We start from the raw sequence: 16,713 nt of genomic DNA on the forward strand, positions 1-16,713 counted from the left end.
GGCGGTCGCTTATTTTTTTCAAGCGATCTCAATCACGCTTACTTGTTCCGCAAACCGAACCGCTTCCGCGATGACGGTGTGCTGGTGAAGAAATCGGCCCATTCCGACGGCGTGGTTGCGGCTGCATTGCTCGTGCTGCTGCTGTTGTTGTTCGCCATCAAGTGATCGACAGCACTCAAGTACTGCTGCTGGCTATTGTCACCGGTCGAGCTACTAGCCGACGAGCTGTTGCTGCTCGTGGCCAGAGGCGACACAACCACGGTCGGCACACTGGCTGCGACTGGCGCTGCGGCATCACTGCCGGTCGAGCTTCCTTCCGCAGTGTATTCACCGGCCGAGGCTGCCGGAGCGACAGACGCACTGGTATCTTCGCCAGCGTGCAAGGACGCGAAGCTTGCGCTGTTCAACCAATTTATGATCGGGATCGCATCGAAGGCCGAAACATTACCGTCGCCGTTGACATCGATATAGTATTCAGGCAACTCGCTGGCCGCTGCCAGTCGGTGCGATTGCAAGCTGCGAGTGCCATACGTATTCAACTCGTTGATGACGGTGATTGCGTCAAAGGCAGTGATCAGCGAATCACCGTTCACATCGAGTGCGTTACGCAAGTTGACGAACTCTGGCGCACCTGGATCCAAGATCGTGATGGTCGGCAGCGGCACCAGGAAGACCTGGGAATCTTGCAACGCTACAGGATTTGGGTCGCCTACGGTTGGCGGCGCCAGCACGACTTGCGAACGTTCGCTGGCATCTTCGGCCGGATCGGCGACAAAGCGGAAAGTGCCAGCCGCAGTAGCGTTGAAGCCAATACGCACCACATGCTTCACACCAATTCCGACCGGGCCGCCTGTAGCGCGATTGTCGCGAGCCGAACCGAGCTCGTTAATCACACCTTCCGGCGAATTCACAATGCCGTTGTTATCGAGGTTGTAAACCGGGTCGCCAGGATTGAGGGCCCGGAAATCGATGTAGGGCGTGATCGTGCCGTTGTTATCAAAGTCCGCATTGGCGACTGCGGCGAAATCCTTGTCGTACAGCAGGTCGAGGAAGACGGCTTCCACGCCGCGGACAGCATCGGTGCCACCCGGCCGCAGGTCTTCGCTCATCACGTCGACGAAGAACAGTTCGTTCTTATCGATATGGAAGCCCGGATCAACTCCCTGCACGAATCCACGAGCATCGACAACTCGCAACGAAATCGCGGCGAGATACTGAGCATCGGGGGCTGCTGCAGGTGGTGACGGATTGTTCGTCACTTGGATCGTGACGGTGGCGGAGGCATCGAGCGTGCTCGGATCCGCATCGGTCGCCACATAGGTAAATTGCACGGTGCCGACAAATCCCGTTGGCGGCGTATACACCAGCAGATTGGGGTTCACGGTGTCGCGCGTCACGGTACCAGTGGGCAGCAAATCCGCGGGGTCTTTTTTCGGCTGCGTAAAGCTGCCGACGCTGATGGGCGACGACGGCGTGAAGACGTCGTTTTCGAGCACATCCATCGTGATCGAGACGGGCTGCGGCGAGGGGTTCGAGACCACATTGCCGACCATGGTGAAGGTATTGTCGACCGGCCGCGGATCCTTGGCGGTCACCAGCACCTGCACGGTGGTGGGGCTCGAAAGCTTGCTGGGATCAGCCAGCGGATCGAGCGGATCGTAGGTCGTCGGATCGTACACCTGATAGGTGAAGGTGTAGACGCCTGTGAACGGGTTCGTGCCGCCGCGCGGAGTGAACAGCAGCACATCGCGAGTGCCCGAGGTATCGAGCGTGAGCAAGTTGCCGTCGATGTTGGCCGGGAAGCTGCCGGGCAGAATCTTGAGTTGCAGCGAGATCGGGAGCGGATCGTTGCGGAGCACATCGAGCGGATTGTTCGCCGTTTCCTGCTTGATCAGCGGATCGTTCGTATACAGCGGGTCGTTCGGCGGCGGGAAGAGCTGCTCGGGGAAGCGATCGGGACGCGCAATCGGAGCATCCGAGAAGACCGGCAGCTGATAATCTTCGACCTCGCCATCCTGTGCTGGTCCATTGGGTCCCAGGTTGCGGTCGTGCGAGTAACGCATGCGGAGATACGTTACGCCCGGTGCCGCATTGGCTGGAATCTCGAACTGCACCGTGTTCAAGCCGTTCGAGGCGAGATAGTTCTTGACGATCTGATCGGTGGCCTGATTGAAGTTGCCATCGCCGTCGAAGTCGATCCAGGCTTGCAGATAGCCAGAGGTCGTGTTGCTGTTGGTGACGGTGAAGGTCAGAAAGCCACTCTGACCTTGAACCAGTTGAACCGATACCAGGCCATCTTCGTCGTTGGGCCCACCCGTGGGATCGTTGTCGTCGCCGGTGGCTGCAACCGAGGGGATGCCGTTGGCTTCAAAATCCTGCTTCGTGCCCAGCATGAAACCGGGCAGAATGCCGTGCGACGGACCACCCTTGGCAATGGTCGTACTGAAGGCATTGGGAATGCCCGGCAACGATTCCGGCAAGTCGCCATAGTCGCGGGCTGCTCGGTTGCCGAAGACGATTGGTGGATTGGTGGTCGTGCCGCTCACGACCGTCACATCGATGTACGGATCGGCAAAACCTGCGGCATTGGTTGTCGCGGGGACTGTGGGAATAAAACCGCCGCCGAGAACCTCGCGCACCGGATAAGTGCCGGGCTGAACGTTCGGAATGGTGAAGTTGCCGTTGATATCGGTATAGGCGCCAGGCTCACCAACGTTGATGCGGCCGTTGTTGTTCACGTCGACATAGAACAAGACGCCCTGCATGCCCGGCTCACCAGGATCACGCACGCCGTCGCCATCGAGGTCGAGGAACTTGGTTCCCTTAATCGTGCCCGGCGTCATGCGATCGCCGAAATTGACATTGGCGAAGTCCTGGCCCCGCGTGGCAACCGTGATGACGAACGCGCCGCCATTGCTCGTGGTAACCGGAGTGGTTTGCGTGAAAGGTGTTTGCACGACCTGCCGCACGCGATACGTACCTGTGTTGACCCAGGCATCGAAGGCATAAGTTCCCGTCTCGGGACCCGTGCCGGTCGTGTTCGTCACCGTCACGCCGCTCGGCTCGCCGACGTCGAACACGCTGTTATTGTTCACATCCAGATAAACAGTCCAGCCACCAAGGCCACCTTCGCCAATCCCTTGCCGTTTATCGTTGTTGGCATCCTGAAAGACCGTACCGCTGATGGTGGTCTTGGGAATCGAATTCAATGCAGTGAACGCATTCAAGCGGCCATCGGCCACATTGAGATTGTTCATGTACGGAATCTTATCCGCGGTATTGATGATGAGATTTTTGACTTCCACGGCAGTCAAATAGGGCGCTAGCGAGCGAATGAGCGCTGCGGTACCCGCGACCAGCGGCGTGGCAAAAGAAGTACCGGTGCCGATCGCAATGTTCGTAATCTGCCCTGGCCCCACGATCTGGCGAAAGCCAGTGAGCATGACGTCGATGCCCGGTGCGGCAATATCGACCTGCGTTGCGCCATAGCCAAATTCCGGCAACCCGCCCGGAATCATCGCGGGACCCGGAACTTGCATTTCGTCATAGGCATTCGAAGCCGTGACCGTGATCAGTTGATCGACGTTATAGCCGGTTGGCGAGTCGAACGTCGTATCGTGATTGAACCCTTGGTTGGCTACGGCGCCCGCAACCAGCACGTCCTTGGCTCCGAGTTTCTTCAGCGCGTCGAATTCCGAAAAGCTGAAGTTCGGCCCACCAAAGCTCATGTTCGCCGAGACAATGTTGACGCCAAACGTCCCCTTCATCTTGGTGACGTAATTCAGGCCTCCAATAATGCCGCCGGTCGTGATCGCGCCAGTGTCGTCTTCGATCTTGACGAACATCAGCTTCGAATTCCAGCTAATGCCGGTCATGCCGACGTTGTCATTACCAGGCGCCGCGGCGACCGAAGCCACGTTCATCCCGTGCTCGGTCTGGTTATCGTCTTGCGGATCGCCATCGTGCATCGCGGCATCGTAGCCGTTGAAGTCGTCGATCACGCCGTTGCCATCGTCATCCTTGCCGTTTTGAATTTCGCGCGGATTGACCCAGTAGTTGGCCTGCATGTCCGACTCGAACTTGTTGTAGCCCGAGTCAAGAATCGCGATCACCGTATTAGGGCTGCCCGTCGTCAGATCCCAGGCTTCCGGCGCATCGATATCGGCGTCGGCCAGACCGGCATAAAAGTTCGGAATTGGCGCAGTGCCGTCGGGAATCATCTGTCCCGTGTTGTTCAAATTCCACTGCAGCGGATAGCGCGTATCGTTGGGAGTGCGGCGAGTTTCACGCGTGAAGTTCGGCTCGGCGTACAGCGTGTTGCTGAGCGTCAAGAAATGCCGGCTCGTGTCGAGCACTTCTTGCCGAGTGGAATCCGTTGGCAAGTTCACCCAAGCACTGTGCAGATCTTCATCCCACTCAATAAGCGACGAGCCTGGCGCTTCGTTGGCCAGTGTCGCTTCTGCCTCGGGTTGAGTCACCCATTCTTGAAAGCGAACGAGGAAACTATCTGTCACAAAGCTGGCGGTATCCCAAGCCACCACCCGCGGATCCGAAGCGACGACTTTCGTGCCGTCGTAGTTGTCCAAAGCCTGCTCGAAGAACGTTCCACCACCAGTGTTGCCACCGGGATCTTTGGGTGGAAACGGGTCAAATGGGTCGACGGTGGTGCCGGTCAGCGTGGTCATCACCTGTCGCGCTTCCAGTTGCTCCAAAAAGAAGCGACGGAAGTCTTTGCGAGAGTTGGCGTTGCGCCGCGATTGCCGATTTTTCTTCGATTGCGCCAAAAAGCTCACGACAGTGACCCTTGGGGTGAGGTCCGGACAGCACAGAACTGCTTTGCCGAAAAGTCCAGGAAGTTCCTAGGTACGAAGCCCAGTTTAATTACGGGATTCTGGCGTTGCCACTATTCGACGAAACTTTAGCAACGTCGTGGCAATTACTAGGCGCGGGCTCAGACCATCCGGACGGAAAAATCCATACCCCCGCACGACCTTGACGCTTCCGACGAAAGAAAAGTTCCGCAACAGGCCCAGCCACTGCCAGTTGCACTGCGTAGTCTCAACAACTCGCCCGGTCATGGCAAGTAAGAAAATCGCCAAAGTAATGGAGGGCGGCGGTCGCCATCGCGCTTCGCGTCGTGCGCCAATCCAGCCCCCGCCTTCCAGGGGAACGCTAAGGCCCGATCCGGCATTCGATCCGCCGACCTTCTCGGCTCGCCTGATAGATCGTATCGATCAGCTGCAGCGTGTTTTGCATCGATTCGCCGGTGCTGCGACAGCGCTGGCCGGGGTTCTGCATACAGGCCAACCAATCGCGCACGAGTGCGAGTCCTTTCTTGCCGCCATAGCCCGGAGTTTCGTCCACCGGCAGCGCGAAGGTTTCCTCCATCGCATGCCATTGCGGCATGGGGCCGTGAATCTCGAGCAAGCCGCCGGTTCCCTGGCGAGTTGGATCCCATTGCAGCCATCGTTCGCTACCACGGATCGTCAGACGGTTCTCGCTGGTCCAGCGCGGGAACCAGTAACCGCCTGTGAAGGTCGCCAGGCCACCTTCCAGATCGAGAATTGCCACGCCGCCGTCATCGACGGCAATCTCGTGCGCGCCAAACTGCCCGGTGCGCGCGGTCACGCCGACAACGGCCTGGCCAGTCAAATAAAACAGCAGATCAAGTTGATGGCAGGCCAGCCAACTGAAAAAGCCACCGCCGCTGAACTCGGGATCGAACAAATAATGCCCCGCGCCGCGACGAGCGATATCGCTGGTGACGAAGGTCATCTCGATGCTAATCAGCTTGCCGAAGCGGCCATCGCGAATCATCGCCGCGATTCGCTCGGAGCCTTCGTCGTACCGCCACATATAACCCGTTTGAAACGCGACCTGCGGTTGCTCCCGCAACGCATCAACAACTCCCTGCACCTGGGCCGCCGAACTGCCGACCGGCTTTTCGGCCAGCACATGCTTCCCCGCGCGGATCAGTTTGGCCATCACTTCCGGACCATCGCGATTGGGTAAGCAGACCACGGCAGCGTCGAACTCATTCCAACGCAGCAAATCCTCGACGCAACCAAACCGCGGCAAATGAGCGAAACGCTCCTCAAGACTCGCCGTGCCATTCCCGAACGCCGGCACCAACGCCACGATCGGCGCTTCATCGGCAACATTTTGCAAAAGCTGCCGCCAATGCGCGCCGTGCGGATGATCGACACCAAGAAAGGCGAGACGCGGCATGATGATGCCCGAAGCAAGAGTGAGCGATGCAAAGCCAAAGCGAATTGTAATCGCCCCGCCGTAGGACGAACCATTGGTTCGTCTAGAACTGCGAGTCACTCTTCCTTCGCCGAACAAGTTCATTGAGACGGACCAATGGTCCGTCCTACTGCGCGCACTACATCACCGCAAAATAGTTCTCGACTGCCAGGTCGAGAAACTCCGGGCTCAACTCCGGCTGTTGCTTGAGATAGGCACAGAAGTTTTTCACTTGCAGCAGCAAGTCGCGCGGTTGGCACGCGCGGAATGGGCGGTTGACCGACTTGTAATGCTTGTTGATCAGATAGTCGATCGGCCCCGTGCTATAGGTGAAGCCCAGCTTCGGGCACATCATTTCGAAGAGCTTGCGGAATTCGTCTTCGCTCGGATTGAGTACTTCAATCTTGTACGGAATACGTCGGAGGAACGCTTCGTCGACAAGCTGCTTCGGTTCGAGATTCGTCGAGAACACGATCAACTGATCAAACGGCACCTGAATCTTCTTGCCGTTCGGCAGGTTCAAATAGTCGTAGCGTTTTTCCAGCGGCACGATCCAGCGATTGAGCAGCTGATCGGTGCTCATCTTTTGCCGGCCGAAGTCGTCGATCACCAGCGTGCCGCAGTTGCTCTTGAGTTGCAGCGGAGCTTCGCTGATGCCAGTCGAGCGATTAAGCGTGACTTCGAGACTGTCCATCGTCAATTCGCCACCGACGACGATCGTCGGTCGACGAATGCGAACCCAACGGCGATCGAGGCGCGATTGATCGAGCAGCCCCGTATTCTGCGGCAGCGGACATTCTTCGTGATTGACCGGATCAAAGAGGCGGATGATTTCGCCGTCGACGCCGATTGCGCGAGGAATCCAAATGTATTGCCCGAAGGCCCGCGTCACGCGCTCGGCGATCGTCGTTTTGCCGTTACCTGCCGAGCCGTAGAGGAACAAGCCGCGGCCGCTGTTGATGGCCGGGCCGAGGCGGCGGAGCATGTTCTGATTGACGAGGATATCGCCGAATGCGCGGCTGAGATCTTCCTGCGACGGATGTTGCTTGGTGAGCGATTGGGCCGTGATGCCGAGGATGTAATCCATCAGCGAAACTGGCGCCGAACCGAAGTACGTGCAGTGCTCCATATATCGGCGAGAGCGTTCGCGGCCGAGATCGGTCAGCTGATAAACGTAGTCGTTCATCGGCGCCGAACTGCGATAAATCAGCAGCTGATCCTGCTTCAACTGGCGCAGCAGCGAATCGACCAGCACAAACGGCATGCGCACTTGATCGGCCATTTCGCGGCCGGTGAGATCGCCGCGGGCCAGCAAGAACTTGAGCAACAGCGCTTCGACTTCGCTGTCGGTGAGGCCCGCATCGCGTACGGTCGGCGGTTCGATCGGCAAGAACTCGTCCGTCATCGCCGGATCGGCTTCGGCAACGGCAACAGCACCGGCCACGGTTGTATTCGTTTGTTCCGGCGTCGCCGGTTTCGGCGCAGCCGTGGGGCTAGCCGTCTTACGTGGATCGGCAGGCGCAGTGAGCGAATTGATCCGCTGCAGCAGTTGCTGGAGCTTGGCGTCTTTCTCTGGCGACTTCGCCTCGACCGGTTCGTGCGTCGGCGCTTTTGCCGCCAGCGCAGTCCAAGTGTCGGTGCCGCCGGCTTTTTTGCCCAGCAGTGCCATCAAACTATTGTCGGTCGATTTGGTCATGCCACACGCCTCTCTGGCCCAAACCTAGGTCGCTGGTGCGGGTGGGTCAAATCGACCGGCGGCGACAGGCTGTCGCGGCGACTTAGCAATTTGTCATCTGCCGTTAGACCGTCGCTGCCGCAAAAGTTCCGCTCGTGACGATTGTGCCAGCCGAGATAACGATTCTTGGACAAGTGACGTCATCTACTCCCTTCGCTGCCGCTCCAAGCTCGCCCATGAACTAGATTTTTGATGAAGTTCTGTAGCCTGCCGCAGCGGAACCATACGCGGCGGGCCGTGGGACTTTCGGGCGAGGCAGTAGTGACACAGACAACCCAGCCAAAAGCAGCGACCATCGACGCCATCGAGCCCGCGCGGCGCGATTCGCTCGAGCGTTTGTTCGTTCGCATGGAACAAGTCGCTACGCTGCCGGTGATCGCGCAAAAAGTGCTGCAGATCACCGATTCAGAAAATGCCCAGCCCGACGAACTGCGCGAAGCGATCCAAACCGATCCCATTCTCGTCGCGCGAATCCTCCGCCGGCTCAACTCGTCTTATTACGCGCTCTCGACCAAGATCACCGACCTGCGAACCGCGATCAGCCTGCTCGGCTATCGTGAAATCCGCAATCTGGCCATGACGGTCTGCATGTCGCGGTTGTACGAAACGCCCGGCCATCACGGCACATATCGGCGCGAAGCGCTGTGGGAACACTGCGTCGCGGTCGGTGCTGCCGCGCGACTCGTAGCCCGCGTTTGCGGCCGCGGCGTGCCCGAAGAAGCGTATATCGCCGGGCTGCTGCACGACCTGGGCATCATCCTCATCGATCAATCGCTACGCCGGCACTTCTGCCAGGTCGTCTCGATGATCTCGCCGACCGTTTCGACCTGCGAAGCCGAGAATCAGGTTCTCTCCTTCGATCACGCGTTGCTCGGCGGCTTCGTCGCGGCCAAGTGGTGCTTGCCAGAACCCGTCGTCGACGCCATCGCCTATCACCATTCGCCCGGCGAATACCGCGGCCCGCATCGCGACCTCGTTCACGTCGTCGCCATCGCCAACTACCTGTGCAGCCGCGCCGGCTGGACGTCGCTGGGAATCCACAACGTCCCCGCCCCGCCCGACCAGGTCTACGCCGGCCTCGGTCTTGATCAGATCTCGCTCGCCATCATCTGGGATGAGCTAGAACCAACGCTGGGCCGCGCTGGATCTTTGGCTACTGGTTAGGATCGCGTAGTTCGAAGCCACGCTTCGAACGAGCGAGCCTGCTACGATGGTGGCCGTTCGCTTCCCCCGCTGCGCAACCTTCTTGCGAGCTACGCGATGTGGAACCTGCCCGCTCCACCTGGCTTTCTCGGCCTCGATGAACATCGTCCCTTGCGAGTCTACTATCGCGCACTGCCACATTGGCGACAGGAAGGCGCGACGTACTTCACAACCTTCCGCTTAGGCGACTCAATCCCCGATGGCAGATTGCGAGAACTGACGGCTCTGCGAGCGCAATGGGAGCGTCTGAATCCACCGCCCCGTTCTGAGAGTCAATGGCAACAAATTTCGCATACGACGATGGTACACATCGAACGTTGGCTCGATGAGGGTAGTGGCTCGTGCATTTTGCAAGACCTTGCTAGTTCAAGCGTCGTCGAGCAAAAACTCAAGCATTTCGACGGCGTGCAGTATGAACTTGGCGCTTACGTGATCATGCCCAATCACGTACATGTGCTGGTGCGGCCATATTCCGACGAACACAATCCGCTCGAATCAATCGTGCAGGCTTGGAAGGCAAACGCCGCGCGCGAAATCAACCTGGCACTCGGCCAATCGGGCCAACTCTGGCAACACGAATCGTTTGATCGGATTGTCCGCGACGAAGAGCACCTCTGGCGCTGCCTACAATACATCGGCGACAACGCTCGCCGCGCTAATCTTGCCATTGACCGCATCCCTCGTTGGATCAACCCCAAGTGGACCGCCGCGGGTTGGCTCTTCGAAAACCTGGGAACATAGTCGGGATCGCGTAGTTCGAAGCCATGCTTCGAACTAGCGTGAAAAGGTCGCGGCAAAATTAGCGGCGAAGAAATTGCACAGTCTGCCTCAAATCGAATGTCCGCTCGTTCGAAGCATGGCTTCGAACTACGCGACCTTGCTAACTGCCTACTCCTCGAGCTACTCCTTCAACTTATCCTCCGCACGTCGATTCTTCCCTTCGCGTTTCGTGAGCGAATCGCCCAAATCCTCGCGAGCGACTTCCGCCAACTTTTGCAATCGCGCGACGACTTCGGGATTCGCCGCAGCCACGTCGATCTTTTCCGCCGGATCAGTTTTCAGGTTGTATAACTCCAGGCCGGTTTTAGCCTGACCATAACCGTTCGGTAGGCCGTCTTTGCCCGCAGGTCCTTTGAACCAGCGATATGCATGCGGGAAGTGAAGCTTCCATTCACCGCTGCGAATCGCATCAAGGCCGTTGTCCCAGTAGTAATAGAAAACTTCATGCGGCGACTTCGCGCTGGCATCGGTCAGCAACGGCCAAATGTCCTTGCCGTCGATGATCCGATCGTCGGGAACTTTGCCACCGGCAAGCTTCACGCACGTCGGCAGAATATCGATCGTCGAACAAAGTTCGTTGCATTCACGACCAGCCGGAATCTTGCCGGGCCAGCGAGCAATGAACGGCACGCGATGCCCTCCTTCCCAGGTCGTTCCTTTCCCCTCGCGGAAAACGCCCGCCGAGCCCGCGTGATTACCGTACGACAGCCAAGGGCCGTTATCCGACGCAAACATCACCAGCGTGTTGTCATCGAGGTTCAGTCGCTTTAGCGTGCCGAGAATCTGGCCGACGCTCCAATCGATCTCGGTAATGACATCGCCGAAGAGACCGTTCTCCGTTTTCCCGCGATGCTTGTCGGAGACAAACAACGGCACGTGCGGCATGCTATGCGGAACGTAGAGAAAGAACGGCTTGTCTTTGCTCTCTTCGATAAACTTCACCGCCCGCTCGGTGTACCACGTGGTGAGTTGCGTTTGATCGGGATTGGTCTCAATTGTCTTTTCGCCATCGATGAGCGGCAGCGGCGGAAAGGTCTTCGTCGTCGGATGATTCGGCCACATGTCGTTGGAGTATGGCAAGCCGAAGTAACGATCAAAGCCGTTCCGCTGCGGCAGAAACTGCGGATGATGGCCCAAGTGCCACTTGCCGAAAATGGCCGTCGCGTAGCCTTGTTCCTTCAACAATTCCGGCAATAACTTTTCATCGGCAGCAATACCATGCTTCGCATTCGGGCCGAGCGCACCGAGAATGCCGACGCGCTGCGGATAACAGCCCGTCATCAACGCGGCACGCGAGGCGCTGCAAACGGCAGCGGCGACTTCAAAGTCGGTAGCACGGACTCCCTCTTTCGCCATCTGATCGAGATGCGGAGTGGTGTAACCCTTCGCGCCGTAGCAACCGATGTCCGCATAGCCGAGGTCGTCGCAGAAAATGAGGACGATGTTGGGAGCGGCGTATGCGGGGATTGCCAGGGTTACGAGAAATACACCACAGAGACACAGAGTGCGCAGAGCAGAGGGGGAGTGAGGCATTCGTTGTTCTTCTTAAATTTCTCGCCGCAATGCAAAGTCCATTGGCTGCCATCGTATCGCTGCGAGCGAACGATTCGCAAGGCAACGCTCGCTAAGCCCCGGCGAGAGCAATCGCATTGAACGAGCATGATTTCGTTGCAATTGGGTGGCCAATGAGTATTCTTAGCCGATCCTAACTCTTCCAAGGAACCTGCCATGAATTCCGGGATTGCAACACGGCGTATTACTGAAATGCCAGTAGCCGTCATCGACTTCGAAACCACAGGCCTGACTCCAGGATTTGACCGAGTCGTAGAAGTGGCCGTCGTGCGAATTGATCCAGGCAAATCGCCGCGATTAGTGTTCGATACTCTTATCAATCCTTGTCGCCCAATGGCTGCGACAGAAGTTCATGGGATTAGCGATGCCGATGTCGCATCGGCTCCCAAGTTCAAAGACATTGCCGGAGAACTGCTGACCGCCACGCAAGGCTGCATCCTTGCTGCCTATAACGTTTATTTCGATATCAGGTTTCTCAACTATGAGTTAGCCAATGCGGGGGTGATGCACCAGCCGCCCCATTTTTGCTTGATGTACCTGCGGACGATGCTTGGCTTGGGAACACGCTGCAAACTCGAAGACGCCTGCCGGTTCCATTCTGTCGAATTTGCTTCGAGCCACTTTGCCTCGCAAGACGCACTGGCCGCGAGTCAGTTGTATGCCTGCTATTTGTCCGAGATTCAGCGTCAAGGCGTGGCCACCTTTGCCGACCTCGCAAATCTAAGGACTTACAAATTCAACAGCAGCTTTGGTTGCAGCCCGTTCCCAGATCCGACCACTTTCGGATTGCGTCGATTCGACAAATTAGTGTCGCGCGCGGGCGTCGCTGCTCCTGTCGATCCCACCCGCCAGGCGATTGCTGCTTACTGGGATGCCCTGAAGACCGTGCTCGCCGATTTGGAAATCACGGAGGAAGAACTTGAGTATGTCGCTGCAGAGCGCGCTCGTGGCGGACTACAGGAAGAACAAATTCGCGTGATTCATGCACGGGCCTTTGTCAGTGTCCTCTCGCAATTTGCCGCCGACCGGTGGATCGACGATCGCGAGTCACGCAAGCTCAAGAGACTGAATGCGTGCCTCGCAAAACTGGGTTGGGCACCGGGTATGTAATCCACAAAAGCAGTTCGGCTGCTTCGAAGGCTCTCACTCTGTTTCTGATATGGATCGGAAGAGCAGTCAGTCTCAATCAACGGCAAGGAAACCAAAGTGTTGCCAAGATTTTGACAACAACGACGAGTACACGATACGATTAGTAAATCATCATCGATGCGATGGTGGAGTTCAGTGGCCGTACAGGAGAGACGGATGAAGCGAAAGTGCGGAGATTTATTTGCAACTGGAATAGGGTGCATTGCGTTGATCTTCTCTGGCTGCGATTCCGGTGACCCGAATTTTGACAAGAGGGTCGGTCAAGCAGAGGTTATCGGCGGAAGATCTGCTCAAACAGCCGGTGGAGGTTTGATGTCTGCACCAGAACCGCGGGTAAAGATTCTGGGGGGTGGTCTTGTCACAGGAGGAGTGGTCCTGGAAGAGGACGGCAAGGCAAGAATTGAACGGGCAGAGGCTCGACTCTCAGAAAACGCTAAATCTGCCGACTAAATGTTGATCGCAAAGATATTTCGCAACAATAAATGTGCACTCCGAACGTTCCGTTCGGAGTGTTTTTTGAAAAAATGAACTCACCAGTTACTTAATTCCCTCAAACACAAACTCATCACCGCTGTAGTCGATCTTCACACCTGTCTTCGGCGAGACCGATCCACGGAGGATTTCGCTGGCGAGCGGATTTTGGATCCGCTGTTGGATCACGCGCTTCAGGGGGCGCGCTCCGTAGAGCGGGTCGTAACCTTCGTCGGCAAGTTCCAGTTTCGCAGCCGGAGTGATTTCCAGATCGATCTCTTGCGCGGCGAGTTGCTTGCGCAGCCGGCCGAGTTGGATTTCGACGATCTTGCCGAGGTCTTCGCGCTGGAGCGGATGGAAGACGATCGTCTCGTCGATCCGGTTGAGAAACTCCGGCGCAAACTTGGCTTGCAGGGCCTCTTTCACGCCTTCCTTCATCTCTTCCAAGCTGCCGTTTTCGCGGGCGATTTCTTGGATCAGTTGGCTGCCGATGTTGCTGGTCATCACGATGATCGTGTTCGTGAAGTCCACGACATTTCCTTGACCGTCGGTCAGACGGCCGTCGTCGAGAACCTGCAGTAGCACGTTGAACACATCGCGATGCGCTTTCTCGATTTCGTCGAGCAGCACGACCGAGTACGGACGGCGGCGGACCATTTCGGTGAGCTTGCCACCTTCTTCGTAACCGACGTAGCCGGGTGGAGCGCCGATGAGGCGGCTCACGTTGTGTTTCTCGGTGAATTCGCTCATGTCGATACGGACCATCGCGTGTTCATCGTCGAACATCACTTCGGCGAGGGCTTTGCAGAGTTCCGTTTTGCCGACGCCAGTCGGGCCGAGGAAAATGAAGGAGCCGATGGGGCGGTTCGGATCCTGCAGACCGCTGCGGCTGCGGCGAACAGCATTCGACACGGCGACAACGGCTTCGTCCTGGCCGATGACGCGCTGATGGAGACGCTCTTCCATGACGAGGAGTTTTGCCCGCTCGGTTTCGAGCATGCGAGTCACGGGAATGCCGGTCCAGGCGCTCACGACCTCGGCGATTTCGTCTTCGGTCACTTCGCGACGGAGCAGGCGACGCTCGGATTTTTTTGCAGCTTGCTTGTCGCCGGCGGCGTCTTCTTTCTCATCCGACGCTTCAACTTGCTTGCGCAGCGTATCGCGCTGCTTGTGCAATTGCATCAGTTTTTGGAAATCGCTTTCGCTCGGGACAACGCCCGCCGATTGCTTTTGATTGATGGCCGATTCGAGTTGCGAGTACTCCAGCTGAGCCTTCTCAAGATCCTTGCGCACGCTCTGCACGTCGCTGACACTGAGCTTCTCGGCTTCCCACTGTTCGCGCAAGCTGGCGAGTTTCCGTTTGACTTCGGTCAGTTCGGCTTCTACTTCGGCTTTTTGCTCGAGGGCCGATTCTTCGCTCTCTTCGGCGAGTTGGCGCAGGGCGAGTTCCAGCTGCCGTTGGCGGCGCTGCACTTCGTCGATTTCGCTCGGCACGCTGTCGAGTTCGATGGCCAGCTTGCTGGCGGCTTCGTCGACCAGGTCGATGGCTTTGTCGGGCAGGAAACGCTCGGTGATGTAGCGACCCGAGAGCTTCGCCGCGGCGACAAGCGCGCTGTCTTTTATCTTCACGCCGTGATGCGCTTCGTAGCGCGGTTTCAGGCCGCGCAAGATACCGATCGTGTCTTCGACGGACGGTTCGCCGATGTAAACCGGCTGAAAACGTCGTTCGAGGGCCGCGTCTTTTTCGACGTGCTTGCGATATTCATCAAGTGTCGTCGCACCGATGCAGCGGAGTTCGCCGCGGGCCAGCGCGGGCTTCAAGAGATTGGCAGCGTCGGCGGCCCCTTCGGCAGCACCAGCGCCGATGACGGTGTGGAGTTCATCGATGAACAGAATCACTTGGCCGTTGCTCTCCTGCACTTCGCGGAGGACGGCTTTCAGGCGATCTTCGAATTCGCCGCGATACTTCGCGCCAGCGATGAGTTGGCCTAGATCGAGCGCGATGACACGACGATTCTTCAAGCTCTGCGGCACGTCGCCTTGCACGATCCGCTGCGCGAGACCTTCGGCGATGGCGGTTTTGCCGACGCCGGGCTCGCCGATGAGGACGGGATTGTTCTTACTGCGGCGCGAGAGGACCTGCACCACGCGGCGGATCTCGTTGTCGCGGCCGATGACGGGATCGAGCTTGCCACCACGGGCCTTTTCGACGAGGTCGATGCCGTACTTTTTGAGAGCTTGAAATTTGTCTTCCGGATTTTGATCGACGACGCGCGAGCTGCCACGAACGCTCTTCAGCGCGTTCAGAATATCGTCGTCGCGCACGCCGTTCACTTGCAGCAGATTCTTCGCAGTACCGCCGTGCTTCGTCAGCGAGAGGAGCAGATGCTCGGTCGAGACGAACTCATCCTTCAGCTGTTCCGCTTCCTTGGCCGAGCCTTCGAGCACTTGTGAGAGCGCGCGATTAGGATTCGGCTGCGAACCGCCGCTCGACTTCGGCAGTCGGTTCAGTTCGCCGGCTACTTGTTGCGAAAGCTGCGGCAAGCGAACGCCGATTTTTTCGAGCACGGGCGCAACGAGCCCCTCTTTCTCGTCCAGCAACGTGCTGAGCAAGTGGAGCGGGTCGATTTCGGGATTGCCGCGCTCACCGGCCAGATTCTGGGCGGCGGAAACGGCTTCTTGAGCTTTGATCGTAAGTTTGTCGAAACGGAAAGGCATAGAAGAGAGGTTGAAGAGAGAAAGAGTTGAAGGGCTGCAGCGAACAGAATGACAGATTCCGTGCGCCGAGGTCTAGATAAGCAAACACCGTTCCAATTGGTGGGAGCGCCGCCAAACACACACGATCGATTCGCCAGGGATTCAAAATGGGGCTCGAATCACGAACGCCACCCAAATGAGCTAGTCTCCGACTTGCGTCGCATCTGCCGATCCACGCTACAATGCCAGCAGCCTCGCACCTCACACCAGAGGACATTCCTTGCTCGCCCGCCTGTTCCTTTTCTGCGTGATTTTTCCCCTGGTCGAGCTGACGCTTCTCCTGCTGCTCGGGAAGTACACGAGCGTCACTACCGTAGTGTTATTTGTTGTGATCACGGGTTTGCTCGGCACGGTCATGCTTCGGTGGCAAGGATTGGCGGCCTTGCGCAAGATTCAAGATGACCTGCGTAATCGCCGCATGCCGACCGATTCGCTCATGGATGGTGCGCTGGTTGTGTTGGCGTCGGTACTACTAATCTTGCCCGGGGTGCTAACCGATGTGGTGGGCATCACGTTGTTGATCCCGCCGTTGCGGCCTCGGTATCGGCGATTTGTCGTTTGGTATTTTCAAGCCCGCGTGGTCAGCAAATTCACGCAGCAAGGCGCACCACCCAACAGCGGCCGAACGGAAGTCATCGATTCGTACATCGTCGATAACATTCCTGGCAAAAGCGATTCGGCCGATTGATCCGCTGCGGCAAGCTATGCGACTGGCGATTTTTTGAATGAGCTCAAAAAATAATCCAATCCTGCGTTTGCCGTAAAATCAGCCTTACCGGCAGATCGTCCGCCGTAAGGCC

General features: G+C 57.8%; 9 protein-coding genes. 4 read left to right on the plus strand and 5 right to left on the minus strand.

The features are described from left to right. Nucleotides 1–38: 38 nt before the first annotated feature. The 3 genes from M9Q49_RS19540 to M9Q49_RS19550 all read right to left on the minus strand — a co-directional run bounded on the left by M9Q49_RS19540 (nucleotide 39) and on the right by M9Q49_RS19550 (nucleotide 7,942). Nucleotides 39–4,793 carry a S8 family serine peptidase gene (locus M9Q49_RS19540; RefSeq protein WP_254510507.1) on the minus strand — a complete coding sequence of 1,585 codons (4,755 nt, stop codon included), beginning with the start codon at nucleotides 4,791–4,793 and terminating at the stop codon, nucleotides 39–41. A gap of 379 nt (nucleotides 4,794–5,172) precedes the next feature. Further along, complete coding sequence (locus tag M9Q49_RS19545) at nucleotides 5,173–6,327, minus strand: Gfo/Idh/MocA family protein (RefSeq protein ID WP_254510508.1); 1,155 nt, start codon at nucleotides 6,325–6,327, stop codon at nucleotides 5,173–5,175. A gap of 58 nt (nucleotides 6,328–6,385) precedes the next feature. Beyond that, a complete protein-coding gene (locus M9Q49_RS19550; protein ID WP_254510509.1) occupies nucleotides 6,386–7,942 on the minus strand; it encodes an AAA family ATPase in 1,557 nt (518 codons plus the stop codon). Nucleotides 7,943–8,173: 231 nt separating this feature from the next. On the opposite strand from M9Q49_RS19550, the gene M9Q49_RS19555 reads away from it, so the two are divergent. Both M9Q49_RS19555 and M9Q49_RS19560 read left to right on the plus strand, forming a co-directional pair. Then, nucleotides 8,174–9,145 (plus strand): HDOD domain-containing protein, encoded by a 972-nt coding sequence (locus tag M9Q49_RS19555; RefSeq protein WP_254510510.1) that lies wholly within the window; start codon nucleotides 8,174–8,176, stop codon nucleotides 9,143–9,145. A gap of 96 nt (nucleotides 9,146–9,241) precedes the next feature. Next, nucleotides 9,242–9,925: a transposase gene (locus M9Q49_RS19560; protein WP_254510511.1), complete on the plus strand. Its 684-nt coding sequence runs from the start codon at nucleotides 9,242–9,244 to the stop codon at nucleotides 9,923–9,925. Between the two features lie 159 nt (nucleotides 9,926–10,084). On the opposite strand, the gene M9Q49_RS19565 is transcribed toward M9Q49_RS19560, so the two are convergent. Continuing rightward, complete coding sequence (locus M9Q49_RS19565; RefSeq protein ID WP_254510512.1) at nucleotides 10,085–11,497, minus strand: sulfatase family protein; 1,413 nt, start codon at nucleotides 11,495–11,497, stop codon at nucleotides 10,085–10,087. 195 nt (nucleotides 11,498–11,692) lie between these two features. Here M9Q49_RS19565 and M9Q49_RS19570 point away from each other — a divergent pair, with 195 nt between their 5' ends. After that, nucleotides 11,693–12,646, plus strand: coding sequence for a 3'-5' exonuclease (locus M9Q49_RS19570; RefSeq protein ID WP_254510513.1), 954 nt, complete (start codon nucleotides 11,693–11,695; stop codon nucleotides 12,644–12,646). A gap of 576 nt (nucleotides 12,647–13,222) precedes the next feature. On the opposite strand, the gene clpB is transcribed toward M9Q49_RS19570, so the two are convergent. Then, nucleotides 13,223–15,874: an ATP-dependent chaperone ClpB gene (gene clpB / locus M9Q49_RS19575; RefSeq protein ID WP_254510514.1), complete on the minus strand. Its 2,652-nt coding sequence runs from the start codon at nucleotides 15,872–15,874 to the stop codon at nucleotides 13,223–13,225. 259 nt (nucleotides 15,875–16,133) lie between these two features. On the opposite strand from clpB, the gene M9Q49_RS19580 reads away from it, so the two are divergent. Continuing rightward, nucleotides 16,134–16,601 carry an FxsA family protein gene (locus tag M9Q49_RS19580; protein WP_254510515.1) on the plus strand — a complete coding sequence of 156 codons (468 nt, stop codon included), beginning with the start codon at nucleotides 16,134–16,136 and terminating at the stop codon, nucleotides 16,599–16,601. Nucleotides 16,602–16,713: the final 112 nt, after the last annotated feature.

It is taken from the genome of Anatilimnocola floriformis (assembly GCF_024256385.1).
GTDB lineage: Bacteria > Planctomycetota > Planctomycetia > Pirellulales > Pirellulaceae > Anatilimnocola > Anatilimnocola floriformis.

What these genes read in the sequence shown, in the direction of transcription:
- M9Q49_RS19570 (WP_254510513.1), top strand. Translation starts at nt 11,693, where the DNA reads ATGAATTCCGGGATTGCAACACGGCGTATTACTGAAATGCCAGTAGCC.
- clpB (WP_254510514.1), bottom strand. Translation starts at nt 15,874, where the DNA reads ATGCCTTTCCGTTTCGACAAACTTACGATCAAAGCTCAAGAAGCCGTT.
- M9Q49_RS19560 (WP_254510511.1), top strand. Translation starts at nt 9,242, where the DNA reads ATGTGGAACCTGCCCGCTCCACCTGGCTTTCTCGGCCTCGATGAACAT.
- M9Q49_RS19550 (WP_254510509.1), bottom strand. Translation starts at nt 7,942, where the DNA reads ATGACCAAATCGACCGACAATAGTTTGATGGCACTGCTGGGCAAAAAA.
- M9Q49_RS19565 (WP_254510512.1), bottom strand. Translation starts at nt 11,497, where the DNA reads ATGCCTCACTCCCCCTCTGCTCTGCGCACTCTGTGTCTCTGTGGTGTA.
- M9Q49_RS19555 (WP_254510510.1), top strand. Translation starts at nt 8,174, where the DNA reads ATGAAGTTCTGTAGCCTGCCGCAGCGGAACCATACGCGGCGGGCCGTG.